We start from the raw sequence: 20986 nt of genomic DNA, 5'->3' as shown, positions 1-20986 counted from the left end.
TATTGATATGCTAAAAGAGGAGAGATATTCTGATTTATAAAGCGTATGCTACTTTAGTTTTAGGGAATATCTAGAAAGAATTAACTTTAAAAATAAACATCCACTAGTAGGAGGAAATCAAATGCCTTTAGTTTCTATGAAAGATATGCTGAATAAAGCCCTTGATGAAAAATATGCAGTAGGTCAATTCAATATCAATAACCTTGAATGGACTCAAGCTATCCTAGCTGCTGCTGAACAAGAAAAATCTCCAGTCATCCTTGGTGTTTCCGAAGGCGCTGCCCGTCATATGGGTGGTTTTAAAACGACTGTCATGATGGTTCAAGGTTTGTTGGAAGACATGAAAATCACTGTTCCTGTGGCCATTCACCTTGACCATGGTTCAAGTTATGATAAATGTAAGGAAGCCATCGAAGCGGGATTCACTTCAGTAATGATCGATGCTTCACATCATCCAATTGAAGAAAATATCGAAACAACCAAGAAGGTTGTCGAATTCGCTCACGCACGGAATGTTTCGGTTGAAGCGGAAGTGGGCACGGTTGGCGGACAAGAAGATGATATAATCGCTGATGGAGTCGTATATGCAGACCCTCAAGAATGTGAACAGTTGGTTAAAGAAACGAATGTCGACTGTTTTGCTCCAGCTTTGGGATCCGTTCACGGACCATACAAAGGTGAACCTAACCTAGGCTATAAAGAAATGGAAGAAGTACGGGATTTAACGAACAAACCTCTTGTTCTTCATGGCGGTACAGGCATCCCTACGAAAGATATCCAAAAAGCGATTTCTCTTGGAACATCAAAAATCAATGTGAATACGGAAAATCAAATTGTGTTCACTAAAGCGGTTCGTGAAATCCTGAATAACGATTCTGAAGTGTACGATCCTCGTAAATACATGGTTCCTGGCCGTGAAGCTATTAAAGAAACGGTCATCGGCAAAATTCGTGAATTCGGTTCAAACGGCAAAGCATAATTTCAAAAGGGTTCCATCCCTTTAAACGTAAGGCAATATTCCCATTGGGGGACTCCCCCCTAATGGTTTCTTTTAGATGCAGGCTTAATCCGATCTCTATTTTTTGAACAATTAGAATTCAATAGAGAAATAAAAAATCGATTACATACGGAGGATATTTTATGAAATTCTTTATAGATACAGCAAATATGGAAGAAATCAAACAAGCGCACGAACTTGGCGTACTAGCAGGTGTTACGACTAACCCATCACTTGTTGCAAGGGAAAAGGGAGTTTCTTTCCATGATCGGCTAAAAGAAATCACAAGCCTTGTTAAGGAATCCGTTTCTGCTGAAGTCATTGCGCTTGATTTTGAAGGAATGATGGCAGAAGCCAAGGAGCTTGTTGCGATTGCACCTAATATCACGATCAAAGTGCCAATGACTCCAGACGGCTTGAAGGCTGTTTCAGCACTTACAAAACAAGGTGTCAAAACAAATGTCACGCTTATTTTCAGTGCTAACCAAGCATTATTGGCAGCTAGGGCGGGAGCAACTTATGTATCGCCATTTTTAGGACGCTTGGACGATATCGGCCAAAATGGTTTGGATTTAATTTCGGATATTGCTGACATATTTGCAATTCATGATATCAATGCTGAGATCATTGCAGCTTCCATCCGCCATCCGATGCATATTACAGAAGCGGCTCTTAAAGGAGCACATATTGCAACGATCCCTTATAAAGTTTTAATGCAATTATTCCACCACCCATTAACGGATAAAGGGATTGAAGCTTTCTTGAATGATTGGAATTCACGTACAGAAGCATAATGCCTTGCCGCTAAGTCGCTATAGATTGCACTGTTTTAATAAAATTAACATAAATTAGAAATTTTTATCTTTTTTTTACATGAATTTTCTACTTTTGTGTAAACTAAAGAACTAGATAGTAAATGTTGTCGGATTATGCAATTTTCTTGTGGTAAAATATTACTTTTTGGAAGTAGCTTCTAAGTGCTTAGCGTGGAAGGGAGTATATTATGGAAAAACTTAAAATTGCCGGTGGCTATCCTCTAAAGGGAAGCATTCGTGTCAGCGGAGCAAAAAATAGCGCGGTTGCCCTTATTCCGGCAACAATTTTAGCGGATTCTCCCGTAACGATTGAAGGCCTGCCGGATATCTCGGATGTACAGATGCTGAAAGAGTTAATGGAGGAAATCGGCGGTGAGGTGTCCTTTGATGAAGGACAGATGACAGTCAACCCCAGCAGGATGATTTCAATGCCTCTACCGAATGGCAGGGTCAAGAAGTTACGTGCTTCGTATTATTTAATGGGGGCAATGCTTGGTAAATTTAAAAAGGCAGTGATCGGCTTGCCAGGAGGCTGCCATTTGGGACCCCGTCCGATAGATCAGCATATTAAGGGGTTCGAAGCACTTGGCGCACAAGTGACGAATGAACAAGGAGCCATTTACCTTAGGGCGGACGAGCTCCGGGGAGCACGCATATATTTGGATGTCGTTAGTGTAGGGGCAACGATCAACATCATGCTTGCCGCCGTTTTGGCCAAAGGCCGCACTGTGATTGAAAACGCTGCGAAAGAACCTGAAATCATCGATGTCGCCACATTGTTGACCAATATGGGAGCAAAAATTAAGGGTGCTGGAACGGATATCATCCGTATTGATGGTGTGGAAAGTTTGCATGGTTGCAAGCATACAATCATACCGGATCGGATTGAAGCCGGTACTTTCATGATTTTAGCCGCTGCTGTCGGTGAAGGGATTCTGATCGATAATGTCATTCCCCAGCATTTGGAGTCATTGACTTCCAAATTGAGGGAAATGGGGATCAATATTGAAGCGGGAGATGACCAGATATTTGTCTCACCGGGGGAAAATTATAAATCCGTTGATATCAAGACGTTGGTTTACCCTGGATTCCCAACAGATCTTCAGCAACCTTTCACTTCCCTTTTAACAAAAGCAAGCGGTTCTAGCATGGTGACCGATACGATATACGGGGCACGATTTAAGCATATTGATGAACTGCGACGCATGAATGCGAAGATCAAAGTCGAGGGCAGAGCGGGCATCGTTGATGGTCCTGTCCAACTTCATGGGGCAAAAGTGAAGGCAAGCGATTTACGTGCCGGAGCAGCTCTGGTAATTGCCGGTTTAATGGCAGAAGGAATTACAGAAGTGACAGGGCTTGAACATATAGATCGCGGATATAGCCATCTTGTTGAAAAACTTTCAGGTTTGGGAGCGACGATTTGGCGTGAAGAAATGACGCAAGAAGAAGTGGAGCAGCTTAAAAGCTGATCCCTTTTCTTGTTACCTCATTGTGTTACTATATATGATATAATGTGTTATACTAATATATAAATAAATCATGCTAGTGTACATGAGGGGGAACCGGAAATGGAAAGAAGTTTATCGATGGAGCTAGTCCGCGTAACAGAGGCGGCGGCACTAAATTCAGCTCGTTGGATGGGAAGAGGAAAGAAAGACGAAGCGGATGATGCAGCAACAACTGCGATGCGGGACGTTTTCAATACTATTCCCATGCAAGGAACGGTTGTAATCGGTGAAGGGGAAATGGATGAGGCGCCAATGCTTTATATTGGCGAAAAACTTGGCACTGGTCTTGGGCCACTAGTGGATGTTGCGGTTGATCCATTAGAAGGAACGAACATCGTTGCATCTGGCGGCTGGAATGCATTGGCTGTATTGGCGATAGCCGATAAGGGGAACTTGCTTCATGCCCCGGATATGTATATGGATAAAATAGCAGTCGGACCCGAGGCGGTTGGTCAGATTGATATCAATGCTTCCGTGTTGGACAACCTGAAAGCGGTAGCCAAGGCAAAAAATAAAGATATCCAAGACGTGGTTGCAACAGTATTGAACCGCGATCGTCATTCGAAGATCATTCATGAACTTCGTGAGGCAGGGGCACGTATCAAGCTGATCAATGATGGAGATGTCGCAGGAGCGATAAATACGGCCTTCGATCTTACCGGTGTTGACATCTTATTCGGATCTGGCGGAGCTCCAGAGGGAGTCATTGCAGCCGTTGCCTTGAAATGCCTTGGAGGGGAAATTCAAGGTAAGCTCGTTCCACATACTGATGAAGAAGTGGAACGCTGTGGGAAAATGGGCCTTGAATTAGGAAAAGTCCTCAGAATGGAAGATCTTGTTCGCGGAGATGACGCAATTTTTGCTGCAACAGGTGTGACTGACGGAGAACTTTTACGCGGTGTACAATTTAAAGGGCATTACGGCGAAACGCAATCCGTAGTCATGCGTGCTAAATCTGGTACCGTTCGATTCATTGATGGGCGTCACAGTCTTAAGATTAAACCGAATGGTTTGATTGACTGATAGCGTTTTTTAGAAAAATCACTTTTAAAAAGCGAGCGGTTTCATCGCTCGCTTTCTCTTTAAAAAAATTTAAGTTGAATAATTAAAATAAAAAAAGTAAAATAAAGCTTGGTCTACTATTAATAATTTAAAATCTGCCCTTTCACTCCAAACTTCAAGAAGCCTTCAAATAATTTTCTTCTTTACATGTAAAAATGTATCATCCTTTCTAAGAAAACTCTGGTCGGGTACATGGATTGTGGTTTTTCTTCCATCTAACAAACCAATTCTTTTTCAGTATGGGTGAAAACGTTTAATTAATAAAAGTGTGGTGTCATAATGAATTTAACTATTTCTAATTTAGAAAACATGAAACTTAAGGATCTCTATGAGCACGCTCGTGAATATAAAGTTTCCTATTACAGCAAACTTTCCAAAAAGGAACTTATTTTCGCTATCCTGAAAGCGCAAGCTGAGCAGGACGGTCTCCTATTCATGGAGGGCGTTTTAGAGATCATCCCTTCAGAGGGCTTCGGTTTCCTGCGTCCAATTAATTATTCTCCAAGCTCGGAGGATATTTATATTTCGGCTTCACAGATCCGCAGATTCGATTTGCGAAATGGAGATAAAGTGTCCGGTAAGGTAAGGCCTCCAAAAGAAAACGAGCGCTATTATGGATTGCTGCATGTTGAAGCGGTCAATGGCGATAATCCGGAATCAGCTAAAGAGCGTGTCCACTTTCCAGGTTTAACACCGCTGTATCCTAACAGGCAAATTAAACTGGAAACGACACCGAAGAACTTATCGACCAGGATTATGGATGTCCTGGCACCGGTCGGTTTTGGACAGCGTGGTCTGATTGTTGCACCGCCAAAAGCCGGTAAAACGATGCTCATCAAGGAAATTGCCAATGCGATAACCACAAACCATCCCGAATCGGAATTGATTGTGCTGTTGATCGATGAACGCCCGGAAGAAGTGACAGACATTGAACGTTCCGTCGCAGGAGACGTGGTAAGTTCAACTTTCGATGAAGTGCCGGAAAACCATATCAAGGTGGCTGAGCTGGTGTTGGAACGAGCCATGCGCCTTGTGGAGCATAAACGGGATGTCATCATTTTAATGGACAGCATCACTCGCCTAGCCCGTGCTTACAACCTTGTCATTCCGCCGAGCGGACGTACACTGTCAGGGGGTATTGACCCTGCTGCATTCCATCGTCCGAAACGCTTTTTCGGTGCGGCGAGGAATATCGAGGAAGGCGGCAGCCTGACGATCCTTGCTACAGCATTGGTAGATACGGGTTCAAGAATGGATGATGTCATTTATGAAGAATTTAAAGGTACGGGCAATATGGAGCTGCATCTAGATCGTGCCCTTGCCGAAAGGCGGATCTTCCCGGCAATCGATATTCGTCGCTCAGGCACGCGTAAAGAAGAATTGCTAATTCCGAAAGATCGCCTGGATAAACTATGGGCCATTAGGAAAACGATGTCAGATTCGCCTGATTTCTCGGAGAAATTCCTTCGCCGTCTAAAACAGACAAAAGGCAATGAAGAATTTTTCAGTAAGCTGGATGAAGAGATGTCAGAAATGAAAAAGGGTCCAGCGAGCGTAAAACGTTCTTAAACCCTGCAAGAAACAAACAGTTGCACAACTAGTCTTAAGTTGTTATAATGAGTTCATGTGTTTTTACAATAAATGTGAGGGTGCTTTTCCCTCAACTTGAAGTATATAACTCTGTTTCGAATGATTCAGGGCATAAGGAGATGAAAAGAATGAAAACTGGAATTCATCCAAATTATAAGCTTTCAAAAGTAATTTGCTCTTGCGGAAACACTTTTGAAACTGGTTCAGTTAAAGAAGAGATCAAAGTTGAGACTTGTTCAGAGTGCCATCCATTCTATACTGGTCGTCAAAAATTCGCTGAAGCTGGCGGACGTGTTGATCGTTTCAACAAAAAATACGGTATTAAATAAGCCGGACTTTTTAAAAAACAGGCAAGTATTTTTCTTGCCTGTTTTTTCTTTTCCATAAACAAGTAAGAATTTATACAAAGCCAGGTCGACTTCAATTATGGCCAAGGATCGACAGGTGGAAGGGAGTAGCTGTTTCCATGTATGTAATGAAACAAACAGGCTGGATCGAGCTTATTTGCGGAAGCATGTTTTCAGGTAAATCTGAAGAATTGATTAAACGAGTCAGCCGTGCTCAATTTGCTAAAGAGCAGATAGCTGTATTTAAACCAGCTATTGATAATCGCTATGCGGAAGAGGCTGTCGTATCACACAATGGCTCTTCTGTGATGGCAAAACCGATTGCCCATTCAACGGATATTTTTAAGTATTTGGACAAGCCCTTGGATATCATTGCAATAGATGAAGTGCAATTTTTTGATCATGAAATTATCGGGGTTGCCCAGCATCTTGCGGACAGCGGTTATCGAGTGATTATGGCTGGACTCGATCAAGATTTCAGAGGTGAACCATTCGGCCCTATGCCTGTTCTATTATCGCTTGCAGAATCGGTGACTAAGCTGCAGGCAGTGTGTGAAGTATGCGGATCACCTGCGAGCAGGACACAGCGCCTGATAGATGGGGAGCCGGCCTCCTATGATGAGCCGATCATCCTTGTGGGTGCATCGGAATCGTACGAGCCCCGCTGCCGCCATCATCACGAAGTTCCGGGTAAGCAGGCTGTTGGGATTAAAGAACATATTTGAATGATGGTGCCCTATGATCCAATGAGATCACAGGGTGCTTTTTTTTATGCGGAAAAATGGAAAAACTGTCGAGTTATTCAGGTGGCCTGACCAATACATGGAAGGGAAATAAAAGATAAATATTGCCCCATTTTGGGTAGGCTAACGAGGAAATGTTCTTCTTAACCAGTCAAAATGGAGGGAAAAAATATGAAATCAAAACTGCTTATCATGACGGCCTTTCTGCTTGCTGCACTAACGGCATGCGGTCAAAATGACAATGCAATAAATAATGATTCGGAATATGGAGATCAATCCCGGGATGGCAGGGTTGGCAATGGTTTAAATCAAGTATCCAATAAAGATTGGGATAATGAAGCGGAACGACCATCAGATCAGGTCCTCAACACACCGCATCATACATCCAATAATTCTCCATCCATGGGTCAGCAAATTGATGAAATCCGCGGGGTGATCGAATCGGAAACTAATTATGAGGCCGGTTCCGTTTGGTTTAATGGAAATACCATACACGTTACGGTCCATGATAAAGGCAAAATCAAGACCGAAAAAGAAAGAAAAAAGGAAATGCAGCGAATACAAGGCATGATAAACAGAGTTGTGCCTCAATATAATGTAGATGTCAAATTAAATAAGTAACGGCACGACATTTTTGAATCTCTTTGACGTTGATTATTCACCTATACTATAATTAACCTAGAAGTGAACTGCGCTGGGGCACTGAGCTACTTATTTATAGTAATAAGAGATGGATTACTTCCAAATCGTTTAAGATGTTTTGGAAAATTTATGAGGTGAATAATTTGTTTGATCGTTTGCAAGCAGTAGAAGATAGATATGAAAGATTGAATGAACTATTAAGTGACCCGGAGATCATTAATGACTCCAAGAAGCTAAGGGAATATTCCAAGGAGCAATCCAGCATTCAAGAGACCGCGTCGACTTATAAAGAATATAAAGCGGTTCGTGAGCAACTTCAGGAAGCGAAGGCGATGCTGGAGGAGAAACTTGATGCGGAAATGCGTGAAATGGTAAAAGAAGAGATCAATGAACTTGATGAGACCATACAAGGCCTTGAGGATAAGCTGAAAATATTGCTTATTCCGAAAGACCCCAACGATGATAAAAACGTAATCATGGAGATCCGCGGTGCGGCTGGCGGAGATGAGGCGGCCTTATTTGCAGGCAGTCTATACCGGATGTATAGCCGTTTTGCCGAGGTGCAGGGCTGGCGGACTGAAGTCATTGAAGCAAATCCTACTGGGCTTGGCGGCTACAAGGAAATCATATTCATGATTAATGGCAATGGTGCTTATTCAAAGTTGAAATTCGAAAATGGAGCCCATCGCGTTCAGCGAGTACCTGAAACGGAATCAGGCGGTCGGATTCATACATCTACAGCCACGGTTGCCGTTTTACCTGAAGCTGAGGAAGTGGAAGTTGAAATCCATGATAAGGATATTCGTGTCGATACCTTTGCATCAAGCGGTCCTGGGGGGCAAAGTGTCAATACGACAATGTCAGCGGTGCGCTTGACTCATATTCCGACTAATACGGTTGTATCCTGTCAAGATGAAAAATCACAAATCAAGAACAAAGAAAAGGCAATGAAGGTTTTGCGTGCCAGGGTGTTCGATAAAATCAATCGCGAAATACAGGCGGAATATGATCAAAACAGGAAGCTGGCCGTTGGAACGGGCGATCGATCTGAAAGGATACGGACTTATAACTTCCCGCAAAACCGTGTTACCGACCACCGCATTGGTTTAACGATTCAAAAACTGGATCAAATCATGGAAGGTAAACTGGATGAAGTCGTTGATGCATTAATCATGGAAGACCAATCTTCAAGGCTGGAAAATGCAGATGAGTAATTCTGCCGTGAAAGTTTTTGAAGCCCTTAAATGGGCTTCTTCTTTTTTAAAGGAAAATGATCGTGATGCCAATGCTGGGGAAATCCTGTTACAGCACTTTTTAAAACAAACTCGCTCCCAAATGCTGGCCAACCTTCATGATGAGCTTAGTGAAGCGGATTTTGGGCAATTTAAGGACGCTATTGCGCTGCATGCCGAGGGGACGCCCATCCAATATATAATCGGCAGTGAAGAGTTTTATGGACGGACCTTTTTTGTGAATGAAGAAGTGCTCATACCGAGACCGGAAACAGAAGAATTGATTTATTATACATTACGTAAACTCCCGGCCATTTTTATTGAGGGACAGAAGCTCCGTTTAGCTGATATTGGGACTGGCAGCGGCGCAATTGCCATAACGATGAAACTTGAAAAATCAAACCTGATGGTGACGGCCACGGACATAGCGGAACCATCGCTTGAGGTGGCGAGGAAAAATGCCGAATCACTTGGTGCCGAAGTGGAGTTCATGCTAGGTGATTTGCTTTCGCCTTTCATGAATATGAACGAGAAGGTGGACATTCTTTTATCGAATCCGCCATATATACCAGAAGATGATCATAAATCCATGTCAGTGGTCGTGACTGGTCATGAACCACATCGTGCGTTGTTTGCCGGTATCGATGGGCTGGATTTTTACCGCCGCTTTATGGAACAGTTACCTTTGGTCATGAAGGTGCCTGGACTGATCGGTTTTGAAGTGGGTGCAGGACAGGGGGCTGCGGTTGCCGATTTATTGAAGCGAACCTTTCCTGCCGCGGAAGTATCCATCATAAATGACATTAATGAAAAAGATCGAATGGTCTTTGCTGAATTAAAATGATCCGTCTCCCTTATGTGAGACGGTTTTTTTAGGGACAGCACCCTCATTATCCTTTGGAATCTATATTTTCTCAGCTATCAAATTTTTTTGTTTTTACTAGTTTAAGATAGCTGGAAAATGGTGAGACTAATTCATGTGAGGGGGCGAAGGCGATGAAAACTAAACATTTAGCCATTATTTATCTATTAATCTTAACTATAGGAACGATCGTAAGTATATATATGCCTAAAGCGGAGATGGTCGGTGCAGAAGATACGAAGGTAATCCCGGATGAGGCGATTCGGTTGCGGATACTCGCCAATAGTGATGCAGAAGAGGATCAAGCGGTTAAACGGCTAATTAGGGATAAGGTAAATGAAGATATCACAAAGTGGGTCGCGGAGCTTACTTCTTTGGATGAAGCGAGGGATGTGATCACCTCGCATCTGCCGGATATCCAGGCGACGGCTGAGGCTGTTATAAAGGAACAAGGTTTGGAGCAGTCGGTGAAAGTGGATTTTGGACAAGCTGAATTTCCGACAAAACTGTACGGACAGTATTTATATCCGGCAGGGGAATATGAAGCAGTGATTATCACGCTTGGTGAAGGGGACGGCGCTAATTGGTGGTGTGTGTTATTTCCCCCATTGTGTTTCTTGGATTTTTCAAATGGGACGGCTGTAAGTCAAAGTCCGATTGTCGAGGATGAAGAGGAAGGTTCCTTGACTTCGGAGGGAACGGCGTATGCTGCAACGAATGAAGAAAGTGAACCTGTTGCGGAGGAAGTGGTTGAAGAAGAAGTGCTGGCTGAAAAGGAAAAAAGGCCGGAGGAAGTAGTTGAAGAAGAGGTAATCGAGGAGAGTGTAAAAGAGGAAGCACCGAAAGTAACGGTAAAAGAAGAGGTTGTAGAGCCAGAGGTAAAAGAAGAAGTGGCAGTAGTGAAAGATAAGGAACAGGTGACAGAGGAAGTCATTGAAGGGAAAGTTGAAGAAAACAAGGTTGAACTTGCGGCATCCAATGAAAAAGGTCAACAATTATATGAAGGGGAAAAGGAGCCCGAGGTGGAAGTGAGATCCTTGTTTGCAGAAATCTTCAATGATCTATTTTAAGAAAGGGGCAGAGTCCCTCTTCTTTAAATTCAGATAATTTTAAAAACATATCCACAGGGTTATTAACAAAAAATCAAAAAAGTCTGTCATTAATCATTAATATCCACAAACTTATCCACGGATTCGATGTAGTTATCCCCAATTTGTGGATAACACTTGAATTATGTGTATACTTCTTTTATACTTTCAAAGTATCTTTTAAGCGGAATTCGTACGTTAAGTTGAAAATACCGTTCATATTAAAGCGATTATATAAAATAAGAAATGTTAAAAGGCGATGGTGTTCAAGATGAAAACGAAAATTTGGTCAGTGGATAAAAATGTGGATAATTTACAAAGTTATCCCCAGATTACACAATCAGCTGAATTATTAAAGGCTAATCAAGTGGTTGCTTTTCCTACAGAGACCGTTTATGGACTCGGCGCGAATGCCAAAAATGACGAAGCGGTCAAAAAAGTGTTCGAAGCAAAGGGGCGTCCGAGTGATAATCCTTTAATCGTTCATATAGCCTCCGATGACCAGTTGTCAGGTATTGTAGAAGAGATTCCTGAACAGGCCCGGAGGCTAATGGCAGAATTTTGGCCAGGTCCTTTGACTTTGATCATGAAACGGAAACCGGGCCAGCTCTCGAATCTTGTGACAGCTGGATTGGACACGGTGGCTGTCAGGATGCCAGATCATCAGGTTGCCCTTGGCCTTATTCGTGCGAGTGATTTGCCCATTGCGGCTCCAAGTGCAAATACTTCCGGTAAACCGAGCCCCACTTCAGCAAAACATGTTGAAGATGACTTGATGGGCCGGATTGCAGGTATAGTCGATGGCGGGAATACAGGTGTGGGCGTAGAATCCACAGTACTGGATTGCACTGTGGAAGTCCCTGTTATTTTAAGACCTGGCGGGGTGACCCTGGAACAGCTGGAAGCGGTAATAGGAGAAGTCAGGCAAGATGTCGCTTTGAAGAATCAGGAAGCGGCGCCAAAGGCCCCGGGCATGAAATATACCCACTATGCACCGAAGGCCCCTCTATTTTTAGTCAAGGGTAATCAAGCTTTCCTTCAGAAGCTTGTGGATGAAAAAAGAAGTGACGGGTTAAAGGTGGGCATCATTACGGCCTATGAACATCAACAGGATTATAAGGCGGATTATGTGGTTGTCCCAGGTTCATTAGCCGATTTACATACAGTTGCGACAGGCTTATATGATGCCTTAAGACAGTTTGACGAGCTGGAGGTCGATGTCATTTTTAGTGAAATGTTTCCTGACCATGGAATAGGGGCTGCGGTCATGAACCGGCTTGAGAAGGCTGCAGGTCATCAAATCATCAAGGAACATGTGTAATAAGGACTGATTTATCCTTCTATTTCTTTTCGGACATGCATAACATGTAGTAGGCACGTCCGAGGGGGATTGGAATGAATACATTTGCTGGAGAAATCATCACCTTATTGCTAATGGCCTTCGCTTTGGGAATGGATGCCTTTTCAGTGGGCCTTGGAATGGGAATGTTTAAGCTAAGGTTGAGGCAGATTCTGTTTATAGGTTTGACAGTCGGCATTTTTCATATTTGGATGCCCTTGCTTGGAATGGGGGCAGGCCGTTTCATTTCAGAAAAATTCGGGACCTTCGCTACATACGCCGGCGGTCTATTGTTGATCATTCTTGGTATACAGATGTTTATTCCTGGTAAAAAGGATGGAGCTGGTGCCATGCAAAATAAGATGCTGGCTCCTGTCGGGAAAGGTTTAATCATTTTTGCTTTAGGGGTAAGCCTGGATAGCTTCTCTGTAGGGTTGACTCTGGGGATTTACGGTGCCAAAACGATTTTAACGGTTCTTTGTTTTGGGTTTGCCGCCACTCTATTAACGTGGGCGGGGCTTTTACTGGGTAGAAAAATGCAGGGTTTGCTTGGCGTGTATAGTGAGATTCTTGGCGGAAGCATTCTGTGTGCGTTTGGATTGAAATTATTGTTCTCTTTTTAATCAGCCTGAATTCATATCATTCCTACCTCAACTGTTCCGATTAACGGAGCGGTTTTTATTTTTCTTCGGACACAATGACAGTGATTTTTTGACTATAATAAACGGGCGATAGCTTATAATGAATAAAAAAGGAGGCGTTAAAATGATCCGAGTATTATTTGTATGTACAGGTAACACATGCCGAAGCCCGATGGCAGAAGCGATATTGAAAAACAAGAATATTGCGGGTGTTGAAGTGAAGTCCGCAGGCGTGTATGCTTCGACAGGTCAGGATGCTTCAATGCATGCTAAAAATGTATTGGTTGAAAATGACATAGTGCATAATCATCATTCAACGCCTTTATCCGCGAAGGAAATGGAGTGGGCGACTCATATCTTCACCATGACGGAAGGGCATAAATCGGCCATTACCCGTTCATACCCCCAAATGATCGATAAGACCTTTACTTTAAAAGAATTCATTCTCGGAGATAAATATGATAGAGATATAATGGATCCGTTCGGCGGTTCTGAAGGCATTTATCGGGAAACGTTCAGAGAGCTGCAGGAATTGATAGATGAATTAGTCAAAAGGCTTAAAAATTGAACTGGCGTACATAATGTGGCCGCTGGGGTAAAAGATACTACTAAGCTTGGTATAGGATCAAGGCAGCATTGGTTGCCATTGCAGAATAAGCATCTGCTGGAGCGGAAGAAGTGACGGCTGTCACAAGCGAACAAGGGGCAGTCATGGAAAATGTCGAAAAATCGGCAATGGAACTTAAAGCGAAAGCGGAAAAGTTGAACAGGAACATTACCCGCTAGCAGGAAACCGGAGTTGGTTTCCTGCTTCTTTGTGGGGAAAAGGATGGACATCCTTTATCTTTTCATAATTTTGTGACACAATAAAATCAAATGAAAAAGCTAGAGGAGGATTATGATGAAAGTTGCGATTGCTTCGGATCATGGTGGTATACATATCCGTGAAGAAATAAAGAATTTATTGAATGAGTTACAGATTCCATTTGAGGACTTTGGCTGTGAATGCAGTACGTCGGTGGATTATCCTGATTATGCCTTGCCGGTTGCTGAAAAAGTGGCACGGGGTGAGTTCGATCGGGGCATTTTAATCTGTGGAACTGGAATCGGAATGAGCATTGCTGCCAATAAGGTCAAAGGAATACGATGTGCATTGGTTCATGATGTCTATAGTGCGAAATTGACCCGTCAGCATAATGATACCAATATGTTAGCGATGGGGGAACGTGTCATTGGCCCGGGTCTAGCCAGGGAAATTGCCCAAACGTGGCTGACTTCGGAATTTGAGGGCGGGCGCCATCAAAACAGGATTGGTAAGATTGCGGAGTACGAAGGTAAGCACAGCTAATTCTTTTGGTTTTTGGAGAGTTTCGATAGCAAGTTTTCTTATTGAAAGGATGCGTTTTCATGACAAGTGATGCTACATTTTCAAATGAGCTTGAGATATGGGAAAATCAGTTTCGGGAACTTTTATACGAGTTCCAAGAACAGACGGCTTTAAAAGAGAAACAGCTACTGATTATCGGCTGCAGTACAAGTGAAGTGATCGGGAAAAGGATCGGTACTGAAGGGACACTCGATGTTGCTGGGATGATTTTTTCCGTAGTGAGGGATTTTCAAGGAAAAACGGGTGTTCAGGTTGCATATCAATGTTGTGAGCATCTAAACAGGGCCTTGGTTTTACAAAGTGAAACCGCGGTTCGGTATGGTTATGAAGAAGTTTCGGTCGTACCTGTAAGAACAGCTGGGGGATCGATGGCGACGTACGCCTATCAGCAATGGAAAGATGCAGTCGTCGTTGAACATATCAAAGCGGATGCGGGGATAGATATTGGAGACACATTCATTGGTATGCATCTGAAGCATGTTGCAGTTCCGATTCGCTCTGCCATTAAAGAAATAGGACATGCACATGTGACCATGGCAAAAACCCGCCCGAAACTGATTGGCGGGGAGCGTGCAGTTTATCGGGACCTCTCTGAAAACAAAAGTTGTACTTAATGGGTAAGTAAGACAGCATTTCTCGGATAGGGAATGCTGTTTTTTAATTGAGGCGGGCAAAATCGTAACGCTCAAGGTAAAGGATCAAAAGAAAAAACTTTCCTTTATAGTGCTAATAGAATGGTGATTTCGCTCTTGTAATATAAGGTGAAAGAGCTATTTACCATAATTCTGATGTTAAATACGAACATTTTTAAATAAAAAAACATTTAATGTTCGATAAAATTAGACTATCACTTCTAAATTAGACATGTTAAAATGGAGTAGAATTTTCTAATAACTATTGATATGGCTTTTTCATGCTTTTTGAAGGCATGTTGCACATAAATACTAAAAAGCGAATCACGCACAATTTAAGGAGGAATTACGGAATGAATCGTTTAGCAAAGCAAGATGAGCAAGTGTTTAACGCAATTCAACTGGAATTAGGGCGTCAAAGAAGTAAAATTGAGCTTATTGCTTCTGAAAACTTCGTGAGTGAAGCTGTCATGGAAGCGCAAGGATCGGTCTTGACTAATAAGTATGCAGAAGGATACCCTGGAAAACGTTACTATGGCGGATGTGAGTATGTAGACATCGTTGAAGATCTAGCACGTGAGCGTGCGAAAGAAATTTTCGGAGGAGAGTATGTGAACGTACAGCCTCACTCTGGAGCTCAAGCCAATATGGCCGTTTACTTTACAGTGCTTCAAACTGGCGACACAGTGCTTGGAATGAACCTTTCGCATGGTGGTCACTTAACACATGGAAGTCCAGTAAACTTCAGTGGTGTTAACTACAATTTTGTTGAATATGGTGTAGACGAAAAAGATCACCGTATCGATTACAATGATGTATTGGAAAAAGCGCGTCAACACAAACCTAAATTGATCGTAGCGGGTGCAAGTGCATATCCACGGGAAATCGACTTCAAGCGATTCCGTGAAATTGCGGATGAAGTCGGGGCATATTTAATGGTCGACATGGCGCATATTGCAGGTTTAGTTGCGGCTGGATTACATCAAAGTCCAATTCCTTATGCTGACTTTGTAACGACAACTACTCATAAAACACTTCGCGGACCACGCGGCGGGATGATCATCTGTAAAGAAGAATTCGGTAAGAAGATCGATAAATCCATCTTCCCTGGAATTCAAGGCGGTCCTTTGATGCATGTTATATCAGCTAAGGCTGTTGCATTCGGCGAAGCGCTTCAAGATGATTTTAAAGTATATGCTCAACAAATCATCGACAATGCTAAACGTTTGGGTGAAGGTTTGAAGAAAGAAGGGTTCACTCTTGTTTCTGATGGAACGGACAATCACTTGATTCTTCTTGATGTGCGCTCTACAGGGTTAACGGGAAAAATCGCAGAGCATGTTTTGGATGAAATCGGTATTACCGTGAACAAAAATGCGATTCCTTATGACCCGGAAAAACCATTCGTTACCAGCGGTATACGTATTGGGACTGCGGCAGTGACATCACGTGGCTTCGGATTGGAAGACATGGATGAAATAGCTGCTATCATCGGACTTGTATTGAAAAATAATGAAGACGCAGCTAAGCTTGAAGAAGCAAAACAGCGTGTTGAATCATTAGCGAACAAATTTGAATTATATCCTTCATTGTAATATCGGGCCGCTCTCTTTAAAGGGAGCGGTTTTTTCATTTATGGAAGTCGGTGTGTTAGAAGAATCCGAATAGTGAAAATAGGTCTGACAACTAAACCTTTATTGAAGATTGAAACATTTTTCTGTAAAATAGGTTGAAGTGAAATTTAAAAGACACGAAAATTTTTCTATTCGATTAGGGAAATCATAAAAAAGCGCAAAACTAAGCAATGGAATTGGAGAGATGCCAAATGGGAAAAGTTTATGTTTTCGATCACCCGTTAATTCAACACAAATTAGCCTATATACGTGATATAAATACAGGAACAAAAGAATTCCGTGAACTAGTGGATGAAGTTGCATCATTGATGGCATTTGAAATCACGAGGGATATGCCGCTGGAAGAAGTGGAAATCCAAACGCCTGTAAGCACAGCGAAAGTGAAAATGCTTTCTGGTAAAAAAGTGGGGATCGTCCCGATTTTACGTGCGGGCATAGGGATGGTGGACGGAATCATTAAGCTGATTCCTGCTGCAAAGGTCGGACATGTTGGACTTTACCGTGATCCTGAAACATTGAAACCGGTTGAATATTATGCGAAGATGCCAAGTGACTTGGCAGAAAGGGAATGCATTGTCGTTGACCCGATGCTAGCCACTGGCGGATCAGCCATCGAAGCGATCCATTCCATTAAAAAACGCGGTGCAGTCAATATTAAATTCATGTGTTTGATTGCAGCTCCAGAGGGTGTGGAAGCTTTAAAAGAAGCTCATCCTGATGTTGATATTTATATTGCGGGTCTTGACGAAAAACTGAATGAACATGGTTATATCGTTCCGGGTCTTGGAGACGCAGGAGATCGTTTATTCGGCACAAAATAAGGAAAGAAACTGAGGTGTCACGAATGAACAAACCGATTAAAGTCATGACCATTTTCGGGACGAGACCAGAAGCTGTCAAAATGGCTCCCTTAGTACTCGAATTTCAAAAACACCCAGAATATTTCAAGCCGATCGTTGCTGTTACGGCTCAGCATCGCCAAATGTTAGATCAAGTTCTCGAACTATTTTCCATACAGCCGGACTATGACTTGGACATAATGAAGGAAAGGCAAACGCTTGCTGACATTACAACAAGAGCATTGAATGGTCTTGATTCCGTAATGAAGGAAGCTAAACCAGATATTGTTCTCGTTCATGGTGATACAACCACAACGTTTGTTGCCAGTCTGGCAGCTTTTTATAATCAAATTGTCATTGGGCATGTAGAAGCGGGGCTGCGCACATGGAATAAGTATTCCCCCTATCCGGAAGAGATGAATCGACAGCTTACGGGTACGATGGCGGATTTGCATTTTGCGCCGACTTCGAAAGCCGAGGAGAATCTGCTGAACGAGAACAAGAAGGATAATATCTTCGTGACGGGAAATACGGCAACGGATGCTTTAAAAACGACTGTAAGGTCGACATATTCCCATCCGGTTTTAAATGGACTTGGAGAAGACAGGCTCATTTTGCTTACCGCCCATCGCAGGGAAAATCTAGGGGAACCCATGAGGAATATCTTCAGGGCCGTTAAGAGAATCATTGTTGAGCATGATGATGTTCAAGTGGTATATCCTGTCCATTTAAATCCGCTTGTTCAAGAATTGGCAAACGAAGTTCTCGGGGACGATCCGCGGGTTCACTTGATCGAACCGCTGGATGTATTGGATTTCCATAACTTCGCTTCTAGAGCCTTTCTGATTTTGACTGATTCTGGAGGAATCCAGGAAGAGGCACCGTCACTTGGTGTACCCGTCCTGGTTTTAAGGGATACGACCGAACGTCCTGAGGGGATTACGGCTGGAACCTTAAGGTTGGCTGGTACTGATGAACAAACCATATATGATTTGGCACATGAATTGCTCACTGATCAAGAGGTGCACGAAAAAATGTCCAAAGCTTCAAATCCATATGGGGACGGAAATGCTTCGGTCCGCATAGCTGAAGCCATCCGTTACTATTTTAAGCAAGTGAATATGCCGCCAACTAGATTTGAACCATAAAAGAGGAAAAGCCATGCGCTTTTCCTTTTTTTATTTGCATACTCCAAGGTTGTTGAGAAAAGATAACTGCTAAGGGGATGATTATGTTGGGAAAGAAAACGTTCATAGTGTTTGTTTTCCTTTTTATATTTATTTATCAATATGAAAAGGGCTTTGCAAAAGTCATTCTGCCGCCTTTACCAAAACTATCTGAATCTAAGGAAGTAACGGTTGTTGTCACGATGGATAAGGCGTTTAATCGAAAAAAGATCGAAAAACTGCTTGAAAAATATCCATCTCTTCAATTACGGAATGTTTATTCGGTTGCCCTGGATGGATTTTCCCTTCATGGGAAAATGAATGAAATAGAACAACTTAAAAAGGAGGGTGGAATTCAGGCAGTAACGGAAGTATCCGTTTATCAAGCCGTGTTGGATAAAAGTGTCCCATACATAGGAGGAGACAGGGTCAGGGGTTTCTTTGATAAGGAGAATCATCGGATCACCGGGAAAGGGATAAAGGTAGGGATAATCGATACTGGCATCGATTATACACATCCAGATTTGCAACGAGCTTATAAAGGAGGTAAGGATCTGGTTGATGGTGATGCAGATCCGATGGAAACCAAAAATCAAGGCGATCTGGATACATTGCATGGCACTCATGTGGCGGGCATCATTGCAGCCAATGGAAAAATGAAAGGCGTCGCACCTGAAGCGGAGATTTACGCATATCGAGCATTGGGGCCAGGCGGTTCTGGAGATACAGATCAAGTGTTGACGGCCATTGAGTCAGCCATGAAGGATAAGGTGGATGTATTGAACCTCTCTCTAGGTAATAACGTCAATGGTCCTGATTTACCTATCTCCCTTGCGTTGAATAAAGCTGTGGAAAGCGGCATTGTTGCCGTGACATCAAACGGGAATTCCGGTCCGGCTGTATGGACCGTCGGTTCACCCGGTACAGCGGAAAAAGCGATTTCCGTTGGGGCTTCGACTCCGCCCTTAAGGGTGCCGTATATGATTTACGGACTTGGATCAAAAAAGCATCAATCGCATTTAACCTTGTTTCAAGGCTCTAAAAAATGGAACCTGACGTTTTCCGAGGATGTCATATATGGGGGACTGGGTAATGAAAAGGACCTGAAAAATGTTCGGGATAAGATTGTGTTGTTGGAACGTGGCACACTTACCTTCCAGCAGAAAGTATCCAATGCAGAAAAGGCGGGTGCGAAGGGGGTAATTGTTTTTAATAATACGAGCGGGACCTTTACTGGAAGCTTGGAAAAAGAAATGAACATCCCGGCTTCTTCTATTAATAGAAGAGATGGATTGCAGCTCAAGCAAATCATGGAGCAAGGGCAGAGCAAAACCGTTCAATTTGTTTATAAGAACGAGCAGGATAGGCTCGCGGATTTCAGCTCCAGGGGACCGGTAACCGTATCATGGGGAATAAAGCCTGACGTATTGGCACCGGGAGTGGAAATTGAAAGCACCATTCCTAAAGGATATATGTCCCTGGATGGAACAAGTATGTCCGCACCGCATGTTGCAGGAGCATGCGCCTTAATCCTGCAAAAACACCCGGAGTGGACTCCTGATCAAGTCAAATCTGCATTGATGAGCACTTCCAAGCCATTGAGGAAAACAGCAAATCAATTGTATCACACATATGAACAGGGAGCTGGGCGCATCCAGGTCGACGAAGCGTTAAAAGCGGACACGCTCTTGAACCCAAGCTCATTGTCATTTGGGATGTATACAAAAAAAGAAGGAATTGAAGAGCATCATGAAACCATAGTCATAGAAAATACCGGTACGGAAATGAGGAAGTACTCATTCATGGTCCCATTAAAAGAGACGGGACTCACTTGGGAATTGCCGAAATCCCTTACTTTGAAACCGAAGGAAAAGAAACGGATAAAAGTCGGATTGCAGGTCAACCCAGCCAAGCTTAAAAAGGGAGTCTTTGATGGATACCTCATTATAATGGAAGGAACCAAAAGAATATCCCTTCCTTATTTATATGTAAAAGAAGAGCCTGATTATCCAAGGATAATGGGGTTTGATTTTGGTCAAGGGGACCAGGAAGGTACATATCGATACGAAATGTATCTTCCGCGCGGGGCTGAAGAATTCGGTATTGCCCTTTATGAGGAAGATAGCTTGAAATTCGCTGGATATTTGGATTGGTCCAGATCGGCTCCTTCCGGTTTGATCAAAAAAGATGTATTGAAAAAGGACTTGCCTCCTAAAGGAGTGTATAAAGCGATTATCTTTGCAAGAAGAGGCGGAAGGGAGGATCGGATAGAAAAGACGTTACTTATTGAGTGAACAGAGGTTAATAAGTAAAATAAAACGGATGTCAATAGAAGAAAAAAGATAATTTGTGAACAATTCGTTAATAATTACAAACCTGTGACAAATTTCACTAACCACTCATTGACAATGATTCTAGCCTATTGTATGCTAACTAAGGATGTAAAATGAGAGGGGTTT

Annotated in this window: 20 protein-coding genes; all 20 read left to right on the top strand. The window is 42.8% G+C overall.

Features of this window, described 5'->3' with window-relative positions; all coding sequences use genetic code 11:
* Positions 1 to 121: 121 nt before the first annotated feature.
* The 20 genes from NYE65_RS11790 (at position 122) to NYE65_RS11695 (ending at position 20821) form a co-directional block, all read left to right on the top strand.
* Complete coding sequence (locus NYE65_RS11790; protein WP_048683519.1) at positions 122 to 979, top strand: class II fructose-bisphosphate aldolase; 858 nt, start codon at positions 122 to 124, stop codon at positions 977 to 979.
* Between the two features lie 161 nt (positions 980 to 1140).
* A complete protein-coding gene (gene fsa / locus NYE65_RS11785; RefSeq protein ID WP_034315855.1) occupies positions 1141 to 1791 on the top strand; it encodes a fructose-6-phosphate aldolase in 651 nt (216 codons plus the stop codon).
* Positions 1792 to 2000: 209 nt separating this feature from the next.
* Positions 2001 to 3284, top strand: coding sequence for a UDP-N-acetylglucosamine 1-carboxyvinyltransferase (locus tag NYE65_RS11780; RefSeq protein ID WP_048683515.1), 1284 nt, complete (start codon positions 2001 to 2003; stop codon positions 3282 to 3284).
* Between the two features lie 99 nt (positions 3285 to 3383).
* Positions 3384 to 4346: a class II fructose-bisphosphatase gene (gene glpX / locus NYE65_RS11775; RefSeq protein WP_034315852.1), complete on the top strand. Its 963-nt coding sequence runs from the start codon at positions 3384 to 3386 to the stop codon at positions 4344 to 4346.
* Positions 4347 to 4664: 318 nt separating this feature from the next.
* Positions 4665 to 5954 carry a transcription termination factor Rho gene (gene rho / locus NYE65_RS11770; RefSeq protein WP_034315849.1) on the top strand — a complete coding sequence of 430 codons (1290 nt, stop codon included), beginning with the start codon at positions 4665 to 4667 and terminating at the stop codon, positions 5952 to 5954.
* A 149-nt stretch (positions 5955 to 6103) separates the two neighbouring features.
* The gene (gene rpmE / locus NYE65_RS11765; RefSeq protein ID WP_034315847.1) at positions 6104 to 6304 is read left to right on the top strand and encodes a 50S ribosomal protein L31; all 201 of its coding nucleotides are present in this window, start codon (positions 6104 to 6106) and stop codon (positions 6302 to 6304) included.
* Positions 6305 to 6441: 137 nt separating this feature from the next.
* Positions 6442 to 7047: a thymidine kinase gene (locus NYE65_RS11760; RefSeq protein ID WP_034315845.1), complete on the top strand. Its 606-nt coding sequence runs from the start codon at positions 6442 to 6444 to the stop codon at positions 7045 to 7047.
* A 189-nt stretch (positions 7048 to 7236) separates the two neighbouring features.
* Positions 7237 to 7686: a hypothetical protein gene (locus NYE65_RS11755; RefSeq protein ID WP_057278192.1), complete on the top strand. Its 450-nt coding sequence runs from the start codon at positions 7237 to 7239 to the stop codon at positions 7684 to 7686.
* Between the two features lie 164 nt (positions 7687 to 7850).
* Positions 7851 to 8921 carry a peptide chain release factor 1 gene (gene prfA / locus NYE65_RS11750; RefSeq protein ID WP_048683507.1) on the top strand — a complete coding sequence of 357 codons (1071 nt, stop codon included), beginning with the start codon at positions 7851 to 7853 and terminating at the stop codon, positions 8919 to 8921.
* A gap of 7 nt (positions 8922 to 8928) precedes the next feature.
* The gene (gene prmC, locus NYE65_RS11745; RefSeq protein WP_340860979.1) at positions 8929 to 9783 is read left to right on the top strand and encodes a peptide chain release factor N(5)-glutamine methyltransferase; all 855 of its coding nucleotides are present in this window, start codon (positions 8929 to 8931) and stop codon (positions 9781 to 9783) included.
* 152 nt (positions 9784 to 9935) lie between these two features.
* Entirely contained in the window at positions 9936 to 10871 is a 936-nt protein-coding gene (gene spoIIR / locus NYE65_RS11740) for a stage II sporulation protein R (RefSeq protein ID WP_340860978.1), read from the top strand.
* A gap of 289 nt (positions 10872 to 11160) precedes the next feature.
* Complete coding sequence (locus tag NYE65_RS11735; protein ID WP_283906349.1) at positions 11161 to 12210, top strand: L-threonylcarbamoyladenylate synthase; 1050 nt, start codon at positions 11161 to 11163, stop codon at positions 12208 to 12210.
* Between the two features lie 74 nt (positions 12211 to 12284).
* The gene (locus NYE65_RS11730) at positions 12285 to 12851 is read left to right on the top strand and encodes a manganese efflux pump MntP (protein ID WP_048685870.1); all 567 of its coding nucleotides are present in this window, start codon (positions 12285 to 12287) and stop codon (positions 12849 to 12851) included.
* A gap of 142 nt (positions 12852 to 12993) precedes the next feature.
* On the top strand, positions 12994 to 13437 hold the full coding sequence (locus NYE65_RS11725) for a low molecular weight protein arginine phosphatase (protein ID WP_048685867.1): 444 nt from the start codon (positions 12994 to 12996) through the stop codon (positions 13435 to 13437).
* Between the two features lie 333 nt (positions 13438 to 13770).
* Complete coding sequence (gene rpiB / locus NYE65_RS11720; RefSeq protein ID WP_034315832.1) at positions 13771 to 14217, top strand: ribose 5-phosphate isomerase B; 447 nt, start codon at positions 13771 to 13773, stop codon at positions 14215 to 14217.
* 59 nt (positions 14218 to 14276) lie between these two features.
* Complete coding sequence (locus NYE65_RS11715; RefSeq protein ID WP_340860977.1) at positions 14277 to 14870, top strand: TIGR01440 family protein; 594 nt, start codon at positions 14277 to 14279, stop codon at positions 14868 to 14870.
* 371 nt (positions 14871 to 15241) lie between these two features.
* A complete protein-coding gene (glyA, locus tag NYE65_RS11710) occupies positions 15242 to 16483 on the top strand; it encodes a serine hydroxymethyltransferase (RefSeq protein WP_053536892.1) in 1242 nt (413 codons plus the stop codon).
* A 230-nt stretch (positions 16484 to 16713) separates the two neighbouring features.
* Complete coding sequence (gene upp, locus NYE65_RS11705) at positions 16714 to 17343, top strand: uracil phosphoribosyltransferase (RefSeq protein ID WP_034315825.1); 630 nt, start codon at positions 16714 to 16716, stop codon at positions 17341 to 17343.
* Positions 17344 to 17366: 23 nt separating this feature from the next.
* Positions 17367 to 18509, top strand: coding sequence for a non-hydrolyzing UDP-N-acetylglucosamine 2-epimerase (wecB, locus tag NYE65_RS11700; RefSeq protein WP_063574650.1), 1143 nt, complete (start codon positions 17367 to 17369; stop codon positions 18507 to 18509).
* An 86-nt stretch (positions 18510 to 18595) separates the two neighbouring features.
* Positions 18596 to 20821 carry a S8 family serine peptidase gene (locus NYE65_RS11695; RefSeq protein ID WP_340860976.1) on the top strand — a complete coding sequence of 742 codons (2226 nt, stop codon included), beginning with the start codon at positions 18596 to 18598 and terminating at the stop codon, positions 20819 to 20821.
* Positions 20822 to 20986: the final 165 nt, after the last annotated feature.

The sequence above is a fragment of the Peribacillus sp. FSL R5-0717 genome (genome assembly GCF_038002945.1).
GTDB classification, from domain to species: Bacteria; Bacillota; Bacilli; order Bacillales; family DSM-1321; genus Peribacillus; species Peribacillus frigoritolerans.
The sequence above is the reverse complement of the archived record's forward strand: the minus strand, read 5'-3'. Positions and strand labels throughout refer to the sequence as shown.